The organism is Pedobacter sp. MC2016-05 (genome assembly GCF_026239735.1).
Classification (GTDB): domain Bacteria; phylum Bacteroidota; class Bacteroidia; order Sphingobacteriales; family Sphingobacteriaceae; genus Pedobacter.
The window spans coordinates 1-17,379 of the sequence record NZ_JAPIVT010000024.1; the positions used below are offsets into that span (position 1 = coordinate 1).

At 40.1% G+C, this 17,379-nt stretch carries 18 protein-coding genes; 8 read left to right on the forward strand and 10 right to left on the reverse strand.

Translation table 11 applies throughout. The features are described 5' to 3' along the window. The coding region (locus OQZ33_RS21410; protein ID WP_265801487.1) for a hypothetical protein at nt 1-333 on the reverse strand (333 nt) is incomplete at its 3' end. A gap of 53 nt (nt 334-386) precedes the next feature. Between OQZ33_RS21410 and OQZ33_RS21415 the strand changes: the two genes are divergently transcribed. Then, nucleotides 387-554, forward strand: a complete 168-nt coding sequence (locus OQZ33_RS21415) for a hypothetical protein (RefSeq protein WP_265801489.1) — start codon at nt 387-389, stop codon at nt 552-554. Here the strand turns inward: OQZ33_RS21415 and OQZ33_RS21420 are convergent. Beyond that, complete coding sequence (locus OQZ33_RS21420; RefSeq protein ID WP_265801491.1) at nt 551-1,288, reverse strand: LytR/AlgR family response regulator transcription factor; 738 nt, start codon at nt 1,286-1,288, stop codon at nt 551-553. The two genes, OQZ33_RS21415 and OQZ33_RS21420, sit on opposite strands and share 4 nt — an antisense overlap. 849 nt (nt 1,289-2,137) lie before the next feature. On the opposite strand from OQZ33_RS21420, the gene OQZ33_RS21425 reads away from it, so the two are divergent. Then, on the forward strand, nt 2,138-2,575 hold the full coding sequence (locus OQZ33_RS21425; protein WP_265801492.1) for a hypothetical protein: 438 nt from the start codon (nt 2,138-2,140) through the stop codon (nt 2,573-2,575). A 305-nt stretch (nt 2,576-2,880) separates the two neighbouring features. Here OQZ33_RS21425 and OQZ33_RS21430 read toward each other — a convergent pair whose 3' ends face one another. The 7 genes from OQZ33_RS21430 to OQZ33_RS21460 all read right to left on the reverse strand — a co-directional run bounded on the left by OQZ33_RS21430 (nt 2,881) and on the right by OQZ33_RS21460 (nt 9,126). Further along, nucleotides 2,881-4,050: a hypothetical protein gene (locus OQZ33_RS21430; RefSeq protein ID WP_265801493.1), complete on the reverse strand. Its 1,170-nt coding sequence runs from the start codon at nt 4,048-4,050 to the stop codon at nt 2,881-2,883. Then, entirely contained in the window at nt 4,050-4,670 is a 621-nt protein-coding gene (locus OQZ33_RS21435; protein WP_265801494.1) for an RNA polymerase sigma factor, read from the reverse strand. Before OQZ33_RS21435 ends, OQZ33_RS21430 begins: the two co-directional genes overlap by 1 nt. Nucleotides 4,671-4,852: 182 nt before the next feature. Next, a complete protein-coding gene (locus OQZ33_RS21440) occupies nt 4,853-5,827 on the reverse strand; it encodes a DUF5777 family beta-barrel protein (RefSeq protein WP_265801496.1) in 975 nt (324 codons plus the stop codon). Between the two features lie 2 nt (nt 5,828-5,829). Next, nucleotides 5,830-6,375, reverse strand: a complete 546-nt coding sequence (locus OQZ33_RS21445; RefSeq protein ID WP_265801498.1) for a YceI family protein — start codon at nt 6,373-6,375, stop codon at nt 5,830-5,832. 2 nt (nt 6,376-6,377) lie between these two features. Beyond that, nucleotides 6,378-6,692, reverse strand: coding sequence for a hypothetical protein (locus tag OQZ33_RS21450; RefSeq protein WP_265801499.1), 315 nt, complete (start codon nt 6,690-6,692; stop codon nt 6,378-6,380). A gap of 52 nt (nt 6,693-6,744) precedes the next feature. Continuing rightward, nucleotides 6,745-7,632, reverse strand: coding sequence for a hypothetical protein (locus tag OQZ33_RS21455; RefSeq protein ID WP_265801500.1), 888 nt, complete (start codon nt 7,630-7,632; stop codon nt 6,745-6,747). A 444-nt stretch (nt 7,633-8,076) separates the two neighbouring features. Further along, a complete protein-coding gene (locus OQZ33_RS21460) occupies nt 8,077-9,126 on the reverse strand; it encodes an HNH endonuclease domain-containing protein (RefSeq protein WP_265801501.1) in 1,050 nt (349 codons plus the stop codon). A 333-nt stretch (nt 9,127-9,459) separates the two neighbouring features. On the opposite strand from OQZ33_RS21460, the gene OQZ33_RS21465 reads away from it, so the two are divergent. The 5 genes from OQZ33_RS21465 to OQZ33_RS21485 all read left to right on the forward strand — a co-directional run bounded on the left by OQZ33_RS21465 (nt 9,460) and on the right by OQZ33_RS21485 (nt 14,461). Continuing rightward, nucleotides 9,460-10,821: a hypothetical protein gene (locus tag OQZ33_RS21465; protein ID WP_265801503.1), complete on the forward strand. Its 1,362-nt coding sequence runs from the start codon at nt 9,460-9,462 to the stop codon at nt 10,819-10,821. Continuing rightward, the gene (locus tag OQZ33_RS21470; RefSeq protein WP_265801504.1) at nt 10,794-11,471 is read left to right on the forward strand and encodes a chromosome partition protein MukE; all 678 of its coding nucleotides are present in this window, start codon (nt 10,794-10,796) and stop codon (nt 11,469-11,471) included. The genes OQZ33_RS21465 and OQZ33_RS21470 overlap by 28 nt, the downstream gene beginning before the upstream one ends. After that, the gene (locus tag OQZ33_RS21475) at nt 11,468-12,070 is read left to right on the forward strand and encodes a hypothetical protein (RefSeq protein ID WP_265801505.1); all 603 of its coding nucleotides are present in this window, start codon (nt 11,468-11,470) and stop codon (nt 12,068-12,070) included. Before OQZ33_RS21470 ends, OQZ33_RS21475 begins: the two co-directional genes overlap by 4 nt. Before the next feature lie 361 nt (nt 12,071-12,431). Continuing rightward, nucleotides 12,432-12,680 (forward strand): hypothetical protein, encoded by a 249-nt coding sequence (locus tag OQZ33_RS21480; RefSeq protein WP_265801506.1) that lies wholly within the window; start codon nt 12,432-12,434, stop codon nt 12,678-12,680. Continuing rightward, entirely contained in the window at nt 12,677-14,461 is a 1,785-nt protein-coding gene (locus tag OQZ33_RS21485) for a DUF262 domain-containing protein (protein ID WP_265801507.1), read from the forward strand. The genes OQZ33_RS21480 and OQZ33_RS21485 overlap by 4 nt, the downstream gene beginning before the upstream one ends. 156 nt (nt 14,462-14,617) lie before the next feature. Here OQZ33_RS21485 and OQZ33_RS21490 read toward each other — a convergent pair whose 3' ends face one another. Continuing rightward, the gene (locus OQZ33_RS21490) at nt 14,618-14,977 is read right to left on the reverse strand and encodes an XRE family transcriptional regulator (RefSeq protein WP_265801508.1); all 360 of its coding nucleotides are present in this window, start codon (nt 14,975-14,977) and stop codon (nt 14,618-14,620) included. Between the two features lie 990 nt (nt 14,978-15,967). Between OQZ33_RS21490 and OQZ33_RS21495 the strand changes: the two genes are divergently transcribed. Next, a complete protein-coding gene (locus OQZ33_RS21495; protein ID WP_265801509.1) occupies nt 15,968-17,371 on the forward strand; it encodes a TlpA family protein disulfide reductase in 1,404 nt (467 codons plus the stop codon). Nucleotides 17,372-17,379: the final 8 nt, after the last annotated feature.

Sequence of the window (17,379 nt, forward strand, 5' to 3'; positions counted from 1 at the left end):
CACTTCGGGGAGGATATAGGAGATGGCCAGGTCTGAACAGTATTTAAAGCCGATAAATACCGCGATTTCAAGGGCGATAAACAAGGGCAGTTTCCATAGCAGGTGTTTTCTGTGCCTTAGGGCTGCAGGAAGGACGATCCTGGCGTGTGCATAGAAGAGCAGAATGTTCACCGCGTAGTGCAGAAGGTAAAAGATGATTTTACTAAATGTGCCTGTCGCAAATGCGATGGAGAGGGATTCATAGATAATATAGATGCTCCAGCATCCGGCATGCAAAGCGACATTTTTGAGATTATTCTTTAAGTTGGATATTGTTCCTGCGTAAGTCAGCATAAGCCTTGCGTAATAAGTTCTTGAATGGTTTTTTAGGGGGCTAAGTTTCCTTCATGAAACACAACAACCACCACAGATTGAGCAAGAAAACAGTATTTGTTTTCCGCTCCAGAGACCAGAAAAAGGGGATCAGTACTGACCCAACCGAAACCAGTATCACCATTATTGTTACCGGTACCGGGGTAAACTTTGGCGCTCAGCCATCCCCAAAGAAGAGCTAAATTCTCCTGGAGACCCAGATTTTTTGGGCAATTAAATCCCGGAATCTGCTGTCATAGGGTTTGCTCATCGGAATGGGATGTTTCCCGAGATAAACGACGTTCCCTACAATACGCGTTACGTAGGAACCGTTTATCAGATAGGATTTATGAACCCTGAAAAACTGATCATGTACGCAGAGCATGTCGGTCAGTTCGCTGATGGTCATGTAGCTGTTATGCCGCTCGCTTTCGGTGAAAACGTCTACGTAGTTACCCGCTGCCCTGATGTGGGTAATACTGGATAAATCTATTTTATCAATTCTTCCGCGCTCCCCCGGCCTGAAAAATGCCAGGTCTTCATAACTGAATTTTCTGATTTTCTCTACAAAACATTCTTTTAGTACCCTGTTGACCACTTTGGCGAATGTTTCCAGTTCGATGGGCTTGAGCAGAAAGTCCCGTGCCCGTACGTCGAATGCTTTAAGGGCGTATCCGTCATGTGCGGTGGTGAAAATGATGTTGGGAGATTGTGTCTGGAGGTTTTCGGCAAGTTGTATGCCGGAGAGCCCTGGCATGTCAATGTCGAGAAAGATCAGGTCGATGTCCTGGGTCTGGCTGAGTTCGCTCAGGGCGTGAAGGGGTTTGGTAAAGGTTTTGTGTACTTGCAGGTTTGGGAATTCTTCGATGTGGTGAGTCAGGATGTTTATGGCTGACCGGTCGTCGTCAATGATGACGCAATTGTAGGTTTTTTTCATAAAAAATAGGTTGATTAGTGCAATTTAATATTTTTTATTCTGAATAGGAATACGTAATTATCACTTACTGATCATCTTAGCGCGCTATGCGCTTGATTTTTTAAGTTTTGTTGTGAAGTGAAATGAATGGGTAGTTAAGTTTTTAGCAGCATAAAGGGATGGAAAGTGTCCCTTTTTTCAGTTGAAATCTTAATTGCTTGAGCTTTTTAGGTTTTTGGGGTAGTTGCCTTGAATAAGACGTACGGTATGATGGTACCAGGGCAGTTAGTGATACAGGACAAAGTCGGTAATCAGTTGTAGTCAGTTGATATTGAAAATTCAGTGATTTTTGGATAATGTACCGGTTTGCAAGCCTGCGGTTGAATAGCGGCGTATTCTATTGATTTATCCACGCTAACTTTCCTGGTAAATATTTGTATTGTCATGAATAGAAGGGTTTCGCGATAGTGAAACTGTCTTTTAAAGCTTACTAAGAGTGAATTGCTACTTCCCATGGTTTCACCTTCATCATCGTCCAAAAAATATTGCTTGCAACAATCTTATCTTTGAATGATGAAAAAGGACTATTTTTAAAATCGGAGAATAAACAATCTATAGTGACCACTGCTTTTCTACAAAAACACTGAATAATTTTAGCATCAGTTATCTTTATCGAATCTGCGGACTGTTCCAAAATTCAAGTTTAGGCTTTTCAGGTGCACTGACCAATTCAGATCTTTTTGAGCTGAAAATGTTTTCGTTTTTGCAACCGGGTAATAAAATAAAAATCGAAATAAGTAGAAAGTCACTTTAATAAATAAAATTTTAAAAACTGAAATAAGTTATGTTTGTAAAAAAGAAATGTGAAAGTTGAAAGTTTTTGATAAACAGCCGATTAGAGTATTGGAATACCTCATGGATCCTCGATGTCTGGAGGAGAAATCAGGTAATTCACTTTACGACCCACAGTTTACATTTGGTTATCAAAATATCGAATCTGTAGATGTTGTTACGACTTTGTTTAACATGAGGTACTGTGTCGGACTCCATGATGAGCAACTTTTCCAATACTGTAGTTATTCACAGTTTGGATTTATTCCTGAAGGTTTTTTGGAAGATCTCAAATCCGTAGAGAATTATCTGGAGCAATATTATCTACATACAGAGAAATTTATGAGTTTATTTGGATGTAAACCCATGAAAGAAATTGAAAAAGATTATGATAGAAGATTGTATTTTAATGCTGTCGGATTATTAGAAATGATTAAAAGTAATGGGAAATACCCATTTCAAATTGCTTTTTCTTAAAACTAAGAATGAGTAAATGATATCTGCAATCCTTTCAATTTTGATTCGAATGCCCTGACTTTAGCATTGTGTTCTGCAGATGCATTTGTTAAACCGAGGGGTCACTTTCACCGAAATATACAACTACATAACATAAAGTTGATACTTGCCTAAGATTGTACAATATTCGGATTTATAAAAGAGCATTGAGATATTCCCCAGTCGGAATGTGGTGTAGAAATAGCTATTGTTGATAATAGTTAAACCATGCATTTAGCCGCTCTGTTTCAACAGGGAACTGAACACTGGATAAGTTATTGTTGCTTTTATTTCTTATTTAAAATATCGGGCATGTTTATTGAGACGGCCACGCCGGTTGAGGATAATTTCGAGTTTCCGTAACCAATATTGGTCAACGGAATTTTAACGAAAGGGGAGATCGCAATCTTCAAACGTCCGTTGATTTTCCTTTGAAACGTGGCAGCAATATTGGCAACACCTAAAAAATGCTGGTTCTGATTGCTCACCTCATAGCTTGATGGTCCCCCAGCATACGGGTTCTGGTAAGAATAGTTATACTTCTCTTTAAGCATCAGATAGCTGGACAGTCCGGTTGTAAGGATCATGGTATTTCTGCCATTCTCCATCAATTTATAATTTACATTCAGCGGTATATCCAGGACATCACAGTTCGCGTGTACATTATTAGGCTCGTTTTTAAAAACATAAGTGCTCTGGGGATTGTAAAGGCTGAAATCTGAATCATAGATTTTTTTGGCGTAGGTAGCCCCTGTTGTAATGCTCAACCGCTTGGTAATGGCAAGGGTAGCTTCCAGTCCCATGCCCCCGCTTAGACTGCTCCGGCCTGTCCGCTGCACGCTGGTCAAATCCGGCGCTGCAATGATGCTCAGCGATAATTGCGGACGCTTGTTTTTTATTAATCTTTCTTTAGTGTTTGCAGCTGAAACCTGAAGGTTTGCATCGACCGGCGATATCTTGAGTAATACGGAAGCATACTCTGCCGGGAGATTCATTTTTCCGAGATCTATACTTGCCAATTTTCCGGTATCCGGTAGGAGCTTTTCATCATCTTTCCCTGGATCTGACCATCCATTGCCTTTTTTAATATGGCCCTTTAATTCGCTCAAAGAGCTTGCATGGCTCAAGGTTTCTTTAGGCCTTATTCTATTTTCGGTTTCCAATACTTTGGCTTTGGGTGAATCATGCGAGCTGCTATTAGTCCTGTTAATTTCAGGTTTGTTTTTCTTTGCCAGAAATGGATGTCCTGAATTTTCTTCAGGTTTCCAGATAAATAAACAAATCAACAGCATTGCTGCAACTGCACCGACACCCGCCAGCCAAAAGAAAGGAACGATGCGTCGAGGCTTATCATCCAGTTTTTTTTCCATGGCAAGCCAGTCCAGTTCATTGTATTCCAGATCCGGGTTTTCTAAACCCTCTTTGAATAATTTATCAATATTTTGCTGCTCTTTCATTACCTATTCGTATCTAACTTCAACTCTATATTATTCTTTTCTTCACTGTAAGATTGAATTTTGTAACTCAACTGATCATGTTTTAAAAGCATTCCTTGTAATTTTTGTCTTGCCTTGAAAAGATTTGATTTTGATGTTCCCGTGGATATTTTTAAAATATCTGCAATTTCCTCATGGCTGTAGCCGTCAATTGCAAACATGTTGAAAACCGTGCGGTATGCCGGGCTTAAGTTCTGGATCAACTTCAGTAAATCGGCGTAGGCCAGGTTATCATAATCTGTGACAGGGGGAGGAGGGTGATCCATGGTATCGACATCCAGGTGATGGGCAAACTTTAAATTCGCCCGGTAAAAATCAATGGCCGTATTGGTCACAATTTTTCCAAGCCAGGGCTGAAAGTCTTTTTCCGAGTCATATTTCGCAATATTTCTGAAAACCTTAAAAAAACTCTCATTCAGTATTCCTGACGCGTCCAGCCGGTTATTGGCATAACGCAGACATATGCCCATAGCAAAGCTATAGAAATGTTTGTACAGTGCCTGCTGGCTCTGCCTGTCATTTCTAACGCACCCTCTTATATGATCTTTCAGCTGTTTTTCACTGCCGGGATTGGTTGTCACTTAATTCTCCTTTCGGCAATGATACGTGAAGGATATCGAAAAGGTTGCCTGCCTCATTAAATTTTTTATTTTTTTTTCGGATCAATTATCCGGTTCGTTTTTTTTCATGGAAAAGGGTTTATCCTTTTAATCTGGTTACAATAGGAAGCACCGGCTCAGGTACTTCCCACTTCTTTCTTATATTATTTTTTATGTTTATTGAAGGAAAATCTTCTGCTGATGCTAAACCCCCAGCGATATTGACCTTTGGTCCAGCTTGTCGTGGTCTCGGGGATAAACTGCATCTCCTGAATCGCGGTTGCGTTCGTAAAGTTCAGATGAAATACATGTCCCCCGGTTTCCATTTCAAGACCTACGCCCAGGGTGTTGTAAAATTTTTTAAGATTGATGTCTTCCAGATATGACTTCTGCTGTGAATTTCTGAAAGGAACAGTGTAGTCTACAACAAAAGAAATCCTTTTATTTAATTTCAGCCTGCCACCGCCTCCCAGAGCAAACAGTTCGTTTTGGTCATTGAACTGGGTATAGTTTCTGTGGATATAGGTTGGTATGAGAACCAGTGAAAATCCGGGACTGAACTTCCTTGCAATGATCAACTGGCTGACATAACTCATCCGATCGGTGAACTTCTGGTACGAAGTAGCTGCGGTCGGATCTTCCCGGTTAGCTTTGACTGCTGCTGTGGTATGGCTTAAAAAACCGGTGATCGATACCGGCACCTGGTCATCAATAGTTTGTTCTACCAGTCTCAGTTTCAGGCTAAGTTCAATTAACTGCTGCACGGCTGTTGCCCCTTTTGCCCTGGCTAACCCTACTGTTAACCGGTCAGTGATTCCATAGTCAAAGCCTATTCTGATATCCGTTGAATTATCCAGCCCGAAAAACTGGCTGATTCCTCCGTTACTTCCCGCAATGTCGCCGAAACGGTGATCCACTTTGAAATCAAGTTCGTTTTTATGGATCGTTTCGTTGGTGTGCAGATTGATCAGTTTTCCGGATTTGAAAGTCGCCATCACCTTTTCACCCTTTGAGGACATTCCGCCAAGTTCTTTCTCCAGGTCATCCTGCGCCCTGGTCATAAAAGGTAAGCCCAGCAGACTTGATAGAAGCATCGCAATAAAACGGTGCTGAAATTGTTTGGTATTTGTTTTTTTCATTTTTATTGTTTTGGGAGATAGCTTGCCTGGATTTTTACATCAATGGTTTCGGCGATGTTTTTAAATACTAAAGAAGGGACTTTGATACCATGGTCTGCTATCCTGATTTTAAAAGCTGTCTTTGCCGAAAGTGTTCCTTTGGCTACCGAAATCGTAGCAGGGACCGAATAGGCCTTTGTTATACCATGGATACTTAAATTTCCCGACACGGTCACCTGATAATTTCCGTCTTTTTCGGTATTAAAAGCCCCTGAAATTTTTCCTTTGAATTCTGAGTAGGGAAATTTATCAGATTCCATATAATTTTCATTGAAGTGTTCTTCCATCAGCTTTTTCGGAAACCGGAAAGAGGTGTTGCTGACCTTAAAGATCATCTCGCTATTTTTAGCATTTATTACAGAAGCCCCCGTATTACTTTTGGCTTCGATGTCTTCCACGACAGTACTGCTGAAGAAGTTCACCGTAGCATTTTTGCTTATCCATATGTCCTGTGCAAAGCCGATATGGACGGTCAGGCTGAGGATGATTAAAAAAATCAGTTTTCTCATCGTTAATTGTTTGGTAGTCCGTTGTCGAACCAGGTTTGAAGGGAGGTGAGTTCAGCGGCAGATAACGTACCGCCTCTTGGCATCGTTTTATTGACAAGCACCGAGGAACGAATCCGGGCTGCGCTGGATACAACAGAGGCATGGCCGTTAAAGGTCCATATGCCTGCAGCAGACCTGCCTGCACCATGACACCCTGCGCATCTGCTTTGTAAAAGAGGTGCCACAAAAGTTGCATATGAAACTGTGCTTACTGGCGGTCCCGGAACAGGTATATCGGGCTGAATTTCTTCGGCCTGACGTTTTGAGCAACTTGCCATGATCAAATAAAACATGGAAACCACTGCTATGATGATCAACTTTCGCATATTGTTAAGGGTTTAGAGGTGAGCTTAAGTTTAATACAGGCCACACTCCGGGAGCAGGAACGCTTACACCTTTTGTTTCCCCCCTTTTTGCATCAGGACCAAAATAGTATAGGGGATGTCCTTTGAAGGTGAGCTGTTTTTTGCCGACAGCAGTAATTTGCATAACCAGGTCTTTGCTGATCATGGAGGGAAGATTAAGAATCTCGGATTCAAATATCGGCCAGGTGGCATTGTTTGACAGATCAGCTCTGGTGTAGGTGTTGACATTATAAGTATCGGGGGTAAATGCATACAAAGTTCTACCGGCAGCATCAGTAAGGTATTCGCTGATTCCGTTGCCTTCTTTGCTGTCAGCGGTATAATTTCTTCCGTTTGCACCAACCAGTTGCGTTTTAGCCAGCATGATAGAGTAATCAGGTTTTCCAACAGACCAATTTCCACCTATGCCGTCACCCTTTACTTCCCCGCTTTTTGTATCGCCAGCATAGTAGTATAGGGGCCAGCCCTTGAAGGCAGTTTGTTTTTTTCCGTCCGATCTGGTAATGGTTGTGATGTCTGCGATGTTAAGATTGGAGGGAAGGGTAGCGTCTTCGGCATAGAATACCGGCCAAACCGTTTCACAGCTTCCTGTGCAGGTAGCAGTTCCGTTTGCATCTGGAGCGAAAAAGTAAAGCGCAAAGCCTCTCTGATCGGTGAGGATATTGCCGAAGCCCGCACCTGCAGAGATTTTCAAAGCAGTCTTTGTGTTCACCGGAGCCTCAGGATCCGGGCTTAGCCCGCTTTTTGAACAGGAACCAAGAAATAATGCAAGGCCAATCATGGCCACATTTAAGTTTTTAAAGGAATAGGACATTGGATAAATGATTAGGTTTTTAAAGTAATTTTTAATCATTACGGCAGGTTTTATATTTTGGTTGCCTATTCGATTATGTTATGGGGTGGTTTTTTATAAGATAATTAATATCAGTCGATGAAGCGCATAGAGGCGTGGCTTTAAGTGCATGTTCGGTGATAGGGATTGATGAACCCAACCATTTTGCGGAAGTTGAAGGTTTGTTTTTGTGTTATCTAATTCAAGTATGAAGTGTATTTTGATACTTGCAACACATAGCATAAAAGCTAAGCTTTATGGAAGGGATACAGCAGGTAAACTTGATTACAGTGGATTAGTTGTGCCGAAAGTTTTTTTGTGCAGATTATCCCCTTATGCTTCCAACTACCAAATGATATTAAACCAGATGCAAGTCCAATTGATAATAAGGGGGGCAGACGTTGATTTGAGCTCTTATCCTGAAAAACAAACGGGGAGTTATCCTTAGTGTCCTGCTATTCCCGTTTAGAGCATGTATTCAAAGCCGTTATTTTCGGCAATAGTAATTAACGGCGTGATGGTGCTTTTGAATTTTAATTTGTTTTCTTCTGTTAATTCGCTAATGTTTTCCAGATCGGGAAATATGGAGAGGTAGTCTTCGAGCAGTTTTTCTCTGGGTAACTTATATTTGATAATTTCAATGGCGCTTTTTTGCAGGCTATAAAAAGTGTCAAAATATATTTCCATTCTTGGCAGCTTATCGGATTTTGAACTATTAAAAGATGAATTGGCCGGTATCAGGTTCCATAACAGGTCGTGTGATACGAATGCATAGGGAATGAAATGTTCTATCGCGAATGCATTTTTATAAAGACGGGTATTGGTGTAAATGCAGTCTACGCCACCTAGTTCTTCAATTACGGTATCCCAGACTTTCCGCTGTTTGGTGAGGCTGTTTCTCCTAGCGGGCTTTATTAACTTATTGGGAATGTCCGGTACATTGGGATTGTGCTTTTGAAGGTAAAGGCTCAGTTTCCAGTAGCAAAAGCTTTTTAGTATGCCTGCGTTTTTGCTGAGGTAATCTGTCCAGACCGGATTGATGGTGAGGTGTGTCTGGTCCAGTGCATATAGGCAGTTATTTTCAAATTGCCCAGAGGCCTTGTGTACTTCGCTTTTGTTTTCGGCAATTGAAGGGAACCAGGGACTTAGGAAGCGATGGGGTACCTGTTTGTCAAAGTGCCACAATAGCTTTTGGGTTATTAGTCGGCTACTGTTGTTTAATTTTTTCTTGATGGTGTTTCGGTCCTCGTCGATGCTGATACTTTCAACAACTGCGATCTCTTTCACTTTTTCATGCAGCTGGTCCTGCTTTCCGAAACTGACATGGAAATAATTGATCGTGTACCAGCTGGCGGCAACCATTCCGGTGAACAGTTTTTGCTTGGGGATATAATGCTGGCCGTTTTCTACTTCCTCCAGGATGGAAAGAAACCAGTAGAATTTATAGGTGGCTGCCGTGTTGTTAAAGCTGGCGGTTAACAGGTTGATGGGTAAGTGTGCGTGGGGTGGGATCATTACAGTGCAAGATAAGCATAGGCAGGCAGGGATCGAAATCCTTTATAAATTATCAAATGGGCCAAGAACTTTGGCCTGCCTATAAGTCAAACTAGGAAACAATTAGATTGGCAAAGCGGCCTTCTCTTTTCTTAATTAGTATCCATTACGAGTGTTTCACAATTAAAATAAAATCACTAATTTGCTTGTTGAAATCTAAATTATGTCTCGATTAAGTTTGCATCTTGCTATTTGTTTTATCCTCTGGCATGGTAATGTTCTTTTAACCGCATCGGTAGCCAAAAAAATTGGTATTTCCCAAACACCATGTTAAGTTAAAAACGCTATCATAAAATGAGGGAGGACTCTATATTTCTGAAGTATGATTTACTGTTGCCGTCAAAGTTTGATGGCGGTTATCTTATTTTATCGCTGTACGAAAAGATCAAGAATGAAGAAATTGAACAATACTTCACTAATAAGGAGATTACAGAAATTCTACAACAGATAGCACACAGTTATGGAGAGGGTTCTGTTAGACAATGGAGCAAGATCAAGGGATCTTTATTTCATTATTATATCAGGAACCACCCTGATGAACCATGGAAATATTATCTTACTGACTATGCAAAAAATGTAGTTGAGCTGATGCTAAATAAACTCAATAATCCCTACAGGGAGCACTCATTGCGCAAAAGCTTCGAAGAATCGTTTAATATTACACATGGAGAAATTAAAAATGTACTCGAATTAGATCGAAAATTTGGCCGAATATTTATTCAGGGGCCGAAAAGCGTTGTCTCCGATCACTTGGAGTCATTGGAAGAAGAGTTGAAGGCGGCGTATGAGCAGCTAAACGAAATCCTAAGGAACGAGGAACTAAATGACGCGGCGAATATGGTCAGGAACTTTACTAAGATCTTCAGCAAATTTGGAGATCGTGCGCTGGATATCACAAATGCAATTTTATCGAAGGATAAATTTCTTAGAGACCTGCAGTTTATTGTTGATGATTTTTATGGGGCTGCGGTTGATCAAAGTATATCAGAAGAGACCGAAAAGTTGAAAACGCGGGCAGACTGGGAACGGGCGAGAGAGATTTATCTGGACATCACGACATTTTTTAATACCATAGATCAGAAGATAGATCTGATCAGGCGTCAGATTAGGAACGCCAGCTCCAAGCTTACCGAGCTTCAGGAACAGTTTTCCGCAAGAGCCCATCTTAGGATGCTGCTCAAAAAATTTTTCCATCTCGCACTTGATTGTGCACATTTTGCAGATGACAAAATTGGTTTAAAAGGAAATTTTCCCTTAAAAAAACTTGTACATGAGAAGACAATGATACTTTATCCCAAGTACTATGAATTTGGGCTTAAATATCAAAATATATTGCTCAGGCAGGAAGATGACAACGACTATCATAAAGCGGAGCGGGAAAGGATTGAAAAAGAAATCAGACGCCAGCAGGTTATATACGATTGGTCAGAAAAAATAAAACGTGATATAAAGCGGGGGACAACTATCGAGATAAGCGAACTTATGGAAACTGTTTCTTTGGCCGAAGGTGATATCTCGCTTGCCTATCAGGTTGCCGCCAATATCATTTCTTTTGCATCTGCTGATATTCAGATAGAAGTAAAAGTCAGCCAAAAATTAATTACGCTGTCCAATCAACATTTTTCATTATGGAAGACCAGAATTTCAAAGGCCTAGATTACTCATTTTTAATGGAGAAGGAGGTCGAAAAAATTTTCGCCAATCTTAATATCACCCTGTTACAGGGCAGACATATAGACCAATCCGATTATACTATATTTTCGGTAATACAGAAATTCGAGCAGGAGTGGAAACTTTTTTACGAGAAGTTATACAAGATCAATCTTGTTGCGGATGTTTTTGATGGCAGTGCCTATTATTATCTTGATTTTTTTGAAAATGGAAAGGGTGGTTTAAGTGACCAGAGCAGGTACAGGGAATTAAGTGAAACACAGACAATCATAGGACTTATTTTGCTCGATCTTTATTATACCCGTTATTTTGAAGAAAGGAAAATGATCAGCTGGTCGGAAATCAAAGATCAGATAATGGAAAGTGACCATCAGGAGGCTTATAAGCGGATCCTCTTTGGGGATATAAGGGGAGATTATGATGAGAAGGAATGGTCCAGTGCCGAGAATAAATTTAGATCAGCAATTGTGAGCTTTGATAAACTGGGTTGGGTTTCAAAACACTCTTTGCAACAGGATGAGCTTTTATTTGAGATCCATCCTGCCATACACCGGCTTGCAAAATTATATAGTGCAGAGCTTGAAGATTTTGACGCATTCTCAGAAATGATAAAAAGCAGGAGAGAACAGCCATGAATTACCCCAGCATTTATTCGCTCTCTACGGTTGGTGTCATTAAGCATTATATCCATGATTACCTTTTTCATCACAAGAGAACAGACTTTATTGGTTCAAACGGTGTGGGTAAATCCATTATCGCAGATATCCTGCAGATGATGTTCATATTTGATAAAGATTTAATCAGGTTTGGTACCGATGGTCTGAAGAAAGAAGAAAGGAATATCAATACACTTCCCTACAAAATGAAATTTGCCTACTGTTTTTTAAACGTGGAGGTTGATCAGGGAAAGTTTATTTTGATGGGCATTCAGATCCAGAATCAAAAAAATAAAAGGATTACGCCATTTTTGGTGACTAAGTCTGCAGATATCAGCCGAGCGATAGAGCACCTCACGCTCGCTAGGGAGGAAATGCTACTCGCCAGGGATTTTATGGACCAGGACACTTTACCTGATCTTCCTGAGCTGTCTAAACATTTCCACAATAAGATGGATCTCAGATTGAATTTCTTCCGGAACAAGGATGATATTGGGGATTTCGCTAAAAGTGTGCACCAGTTTTCATTCCAAAATGTGCACCACGCTTTTTACCATCCGGTCTTGATGGAATCGTAAAGACTGAGCCAAATATATCCAATCTTCCCAGATTCCTCCCCTTCATTTTCCAATCTATCTTTCCTGTATTTGATCTGTCAATCCTCCACGGAAGATGGTTTTGCAAGAAAAACGGCCTTCCTGGACATGATTTATAGCAAATCAGCCCAATTTTAAAAACACATCAGAATAAGAAATATAATTTTTGATTTTAAGGCCGTTAGAACATCTCCACTTCGGTTTCTCTAGACGAAACAACCAATGAATCCAATCCTGCTTTTCAGAAGCTTAAAACCGCTTAAAATGAGCCGAGTGGCCACTTTCAAGCGTAATCTAGTGACCAATATAGGCCGAAAAAGATGGCCACGATGGATGAAAACCAGTGGCCACTTTTAGCGGAACCCCCAGTCTAACCCTTTATGATGCTGCGGCTGGGAGTATGATTATTGATGAAACCAGAAATTTATATTTTGTGAAAGACTATGAACTAATTGCTAAAGTGATAATTCAAATGCTTTATGAATTAAGATGTAAACTTTTTCATGGAGAACTTGATCCTATTGCTGCTAATTTAGGGATTTACCAGCATGCATTCCACATTCAAAAGACGTTAATCAAAGAATTAATATGAAATTTTTAGAAGCAAAAGACCGTGCATTAGCAGATATCTTAAGCCGTAGTCGTTTCAGAATAGATGCATTCCAAAGAGAATATCGTTGGCAGCGTAAACATATTGAAGCCCTTATTAGTGATCTTGCTACCTCGTTCGATAAAAATTATACATACGGGGACACAATAAGCACATACAATAATTATGATAGCTATTATATGGGCCCTATTGTTTTATGTGACGACGGAAAAGAGTTGTCAGTAGTTGATGGTCAGCAACGGCTTACATCTTTTACCTTGCTGCTAATTTTCTTACATCATGCTCAAAATAATCTACTAGATCAAACGCTTAGTATCGATCTCAGGGAGCACCTCTATGTAAAAAGAGGTGGAAAAGATACATTGATACTAAATGTAGATTCTCGAAAACGAGCTATTGAGCATTTAATTAATAATCCTAATGACATCTTCAGAGATATCGATGATATAGAAAATGGTGAAGCGCAAAAGAATATGCACGATCGAGATGAATCCATATTGAACATTATAGGTCGATACGAGGATATTACAAAGCTTTTTCCTGAGCATTTGATGAATGAAGATCGACTACCGATATTTATAGAGTGGTTATTACATAGCGTTATTCTTGTGGAAATAAAGGCATTCAGTATGGAAAGTGCTTACACAATTTTCGAAACTATGAATGACAGAGGCTTGAGCCTGAACCCTACAGAAATTTTGAAGGGTTATCTGTTGTCAATGATTGATGATGACGAGAAAGGAGAGGAAATGAATGTTTTCTGGCGGGACCGTATTTTTGAAATTAAGACACAAATCGGAGTAGATAGTGATTTGGATTTTTTCCGAAATTGGTTGCGATCTAAATATGCTGAAACTAAAAGATCGACAGCTAAGGGGTCGGAAAACTTGGATTTTGAGCAAATTGGAACTCAATTTAATTCTTGGGTTAAGAATAACTCATCAAAAATGTTTTTGAAGCGTTCTGATGACTTTTACTATTTTATTAAGTCTGATTTTGACTTTTATTCTTCAGTATACGTCGAATTATTTAAGCGTAAAGGCAAAGTTCAGGAGCGATTTGAAAACCTCTATGTCACGAGTTTTTACACCATCGCTGACTCACTATCATATCCCTTATATTTATCCCCCATATCCAAGGTAGATGATGAAGATGCGGTTGCAAGAAAGATTTATATCGTGGATAAGTTTATTGATAATTATGCCGTCGGCCGAACTTTTCAAGGTAAATCGATAACCCAAAGCTCTATCCGAAACTATATATACGATTTGGTGAAAGACATTAGGAACTTGGAGGTAGAAGATCTTCAATATACTTTAAAGAATCGACTCAACGAAGGCTGGGGTGATACTCCATTTTTTCATATGCAACAAATGAATAATTGGGGGTTTTATCATTATTTTTTTGCTAGAATGCTCTATCATATTAGAGACAGCGAACTTGACTTTCAAAGTTTAATGCGGAGCAAAAAGCAAACTTCGTACGTACTTATACCCATATTTACTGCTGAGGAGATTCCAAAAGTATTACAGGATTCATTATTTTACTCTTATGAGTATGCTGTAGCTAATTTTGTTTTGATTCGACGGTATGATCTAGATGCTTATAATTCATTAAGCATTCCTGATAAATCTCGCTTTCTTTTGATTAACGGGTATCTACCTGAAATGCAAGATTACCAAAATTTTGATGACATATTAGGATTACTTGCTCATAGAGATCGAATTATAACAGAATTAGTAATGCAAATTTGGAACTTTTAAGAAAGAGAATTGATATAGTTGAGTGTTGTAGAGCCTTTTAAAGGTTTATTCATATGGTTGTATTTAATACTGTAGAATTTAAAAACACAATTTATTGCTCAAATTGCAAGTTATTTGCTTTCAATAATGTTTAATCTTCATTTACGAAAATCATAATTATTCATAATTTTTAGATATAGGTATTATTTGAATTATCTTTTCCTCGAACTGCTTGCTCTCACTACCATCTTTATTTAGTTTTGCCACTTTTTCATATGTTATTTCAATGATATTATTGACAGGTATCTTCGGAAAAAGTTGGCCTATTGATTTTAGATCCAAAGCTTTCACTAAGAGAGGAAGGTGCCTAATGCTATATTTATCTCTTTGGCTTAGGTCCTCAACTTTACCAATAAAACTGCTAGCTAATTTTAGTTTTGAACTAAGCTGTGCTTTTGAAATACCCTTTTTTATTCTTAGTGCTTTAACTTCTTTTATTAAGAGGTAATCTATTTCAGAGATTACTTTTTTATCCATAATTTTTCAATTAAATCAACCAACATGTTGGTTGATAAATAAATTATACTTATCTTCGTTATTAGATATTTATAGCGACAAATAGAGTTGGGGAAATCCTCGCTTTAACGATGTCTCTCATGATAGAAAACCGTCAAACTTTCGCATGAGCTGATATGAGTTCGCCATTTCTATTGGATATTTATATCTTTGATATAATATTCAATAGGGCGAATTTCATGTAAGTCTTTTGCGAAACTCAAGTTTAACTTGAGTGGTTCTTGACGGTACCTCTATCAAAAGCTTTGAAATTCGCCCTATTGGTTTTAGCCAATTTGGTTTTCTTCCTATGCTTTTAGGGTACACATCGTTTTACATAAAACAACCGTTTATGAAAACGAAAGAATTAACCGCCATCAAGATGTATCCCTCTGAGGACGTTTTACATCATTATTCCCTTAAATTCTTTTTAAAGAACATTATTTGTTCCCCTTCGTAATGATGGGCTAAGAAATTCCGGGACAAAAAATAGCCGAAGAGAGTTGAGGCTGTTGTGTGGTTGAGAGCACGCTTCAGATTCGCTTGGTTATATTTTGCCCGGGACCAGCCTTTATGGCTTTTTAGTCCTGGTTCATTACTATGGTTATCGCAATTGCCAAGTTAAGCAACTTTTTCTAATTACCAATACGGTTTACTGTATCTGCATGTTTTTTCATGCGGTAAGGGCTGGTTTTTGCTTTGTTTTTTCTCTTTTTTCCTGGTTTTTTCTGTTTTAATTTTTTTTTTTTTTCTGTTTAATTTTTAACATCTAATGGCATGGGCAAATTTGCGTGTTATCCTTTTGATCGGCTTTTTGCTTTGAAGCCTAAGAATCCAGTTTGAGTGGCTTGGGGGTGCAGGGGGTCTTTTTTATAAAATAGGTTCTTTAATGATTGATTTAGTTTTGGCTTCCTGCATTCTTTTTTTGGTGTTTTTCTTTCTTTTCCTTTAATCAACTAAACCAAACTTTTTATGAAACAAACAACGATTTCTATCGTAAGGGGAGGGCTATGCCTTTTATTTTATGGTAGGTCAATGAAGATATTTACTTTTTTTTTGCTGGTTCTGGCCTTTTCCGCAAATAGGGCCTCAGCGCAGGCTCCTCGTTCGGCCGATGAGTTGGTTGTCGGCCAGAGGATTCCTGATGATTTGTGGGATGTGCCTTTCAGGTCGCTGAGGGTGAAGGCTGGGCATTCAGATATCGGGGGTAGTGGCGGGGTGAAGGGACGGGCTTTTGAACCGGCGGTGTTCAGGCTGCGGGAGCTGAAGGGGCGGCTGATTATTCTTGATTTCTGGGCGACCTGGTGCGGGGGCTGTATTGCGGGATTTCCGAAGGCGAAAAAGCTGGAGGAGCGTTTTGGTGGCAAGGTTTCTTTTGTAATGGTGAACAATGAGGTGCGCGAGAAGGCGGAGGCTTTGCTCGGCAGGCGTTTGAGGGAGTATGGGGAGGTTTTTCATTATGTGAATTCGGATACGCTGCTGAACAGGCTTTTTTATAAGCGGTTGATTCCGCATTATGTGTGGATTGATGGTGGGGGTAAGGTGGTGGCGGTGACCACGCCGGATGAGGTGACGGAAGGAAATATTTCTCGGGTTTTGGCGGATGGCGGGGATGGGATCCGGAATGTACTGGATGTTGACAGGGCATTGCCGCTTTTTAGTTCGGCCAGTCTTCCGGTAAAGGATCTGCTGAAATATAGCCTGCTGACCAGGGGCAAGGTTTATGGTCTTCCTTCGGGGTTCCATTCCCGTAAGGAGGCAGCTGGAGACCGCAGTTCCGGAAGGGTGATCACGAACATGAGTTTTCATTATATTTTTAATAAGCTGTTTCTGGAGCACCGTCTTAAAACCGGGGCACAATACGGGCAAGAAAGGCTGGTCTATGAGGGAAGGAACCTCCGCTTGCTCAGGGATACATTTTTTAATTATGAGTTTTCGGTTTCTGGCCACTTGATTTCGAGCTTGGATTCGCTGATGCTGGCGGACCTGAATACTTTTTCCCCTTTTCGGTTTGGTCTGGAAAGGCGGAAAGTGAAATGTTTGGTGATGCGGGTGGTGGACAGCCTGAAATTGCCACGGGTGAAGGCTGGGAATGGCCGAAAAATGGCCTTTGTCAGGGGCAATGGGGGTAAGGAGGGTACGCTGGTGGTGGAAAATATGGAGGTGAACAGGTTGGTTTTTAGGATCAAGCAGGAGGGGGAGCTGGCTGGACCAGTTACGGATCTGACACATTCGGAGGCATTGGTCTCGCTGAGCCTAAAGCTGCCCTGTTCGCTTACGGAGCTCAACAGTCAGCTGGGGAAATACGGATTGAAGGTGACGGAGTCAGAAGAGGAACTGGAATTTGGGATTATCCGGGATCAGCCGGTTCATTAAATTTTTAT

Excerpts from the sequence above, each read along its gene's own strand:
- OQZ33_RS21415 (WP_265801489.1), top strand. The coding sequence starts at position 387 with ATGAAACACAACAACCACCACAGATTGAGCAAGAAAACAGTATTTGTT.
- OQZ33_RS21420 (WP_265801491.1), bottom strand. The coding sequence starts at position 1,288 with ATGAAAAAAACCTACAATTGCGTCATCATTGACGACGACCGGTCAGCC.
- OQZ33_RS21430 (WP_265801493.1), bottom strand. The coding sequence starts at position 4,050 with ATGAAAGAGCAGCAAAATATTGATAAATTATTCAAAGAGGGTTTAGAA.
- OQZ33_RS21440 (WP_265801496.1), bottom strand. The coding sequence starts at position 5,827 with ATGAAAAAAACAAATACCAAACAATTTCAGCACCGTTTTATTGCGATG.
- OQZ33_RS21445 (WP_265801498.1), bottom strand. The coding sequence starts at position 6,375 with ATGAGAAAACTGATTTTTTTAATCATCCTCAGCCTGACCGTCCATATC.
- OQZ33_RS21450 (WP_265801499.1), bottom strand. The coding sequence starts at position 6,692 with ATGGCAAGTTGCTCAAAACGTCAGGCCGAAGAAATTCAGCCCGATATA.
- OQZ33_RS21455 (WP_265801500.1), bottom strand. The coding sequence starts at position 7,632 with ATGATTAAAAATTACTTTAAAAACCTAATCATTTATCCAATGTCCTAT.
- OQZ33_RS21460 (WP_265801501.1), bottom strand. The coding sequence starts at position 9,126 with ATGATCCCACCCCACGCACACTTACCCATCAACCTGTTAACCGCCAGC.
- OQZ33_RS21465 (WP_265801503.1), top strand. The coding sequence starts at position 9,460 with ATGAGGGAGGACTCTATATTTCTGAAGTATGATTTACTGTTGCCGTCA.
- OQZ33_RS21470 (WP_265801504.1), top strand. The coding sequence starts at position 10,794 with ATGGAAGACCAGAATTTCAAAGGCCTAGATTACTCATTTTTAATGGAG.
- OQZ33_RS21475 (WP_265801505.1), top strand. The coding sequence starts at position 11,468 with ATGAATTACCCCAGCATTTATTCGCTCTCTACGGTTGGTGTCATTAAG.
- OQZ33_RS21485 (WP_265801507.1), top strand. The coding sequence starts at position 12,677 with ATGAAATTTTTAGAAGCAAAAGACCGTGCATTAGCAGATATCTTAAGC.
- OQZ33_RS21490 (WP_265801508.1), bottom strand. The coding sequence starts at position 14,977 with ATGGATAAAAAAGTAATCTCTGAAATAGATTACCTCTTAATAAAAGAA.
- OQZ33_RS21495 (WP_265801509.1), top strand. The coding sequence starts at position 15,968 with ATGAAACAAACAACGATTTCTATCGTAAGGGGAGGGCTATGCCTTTTA.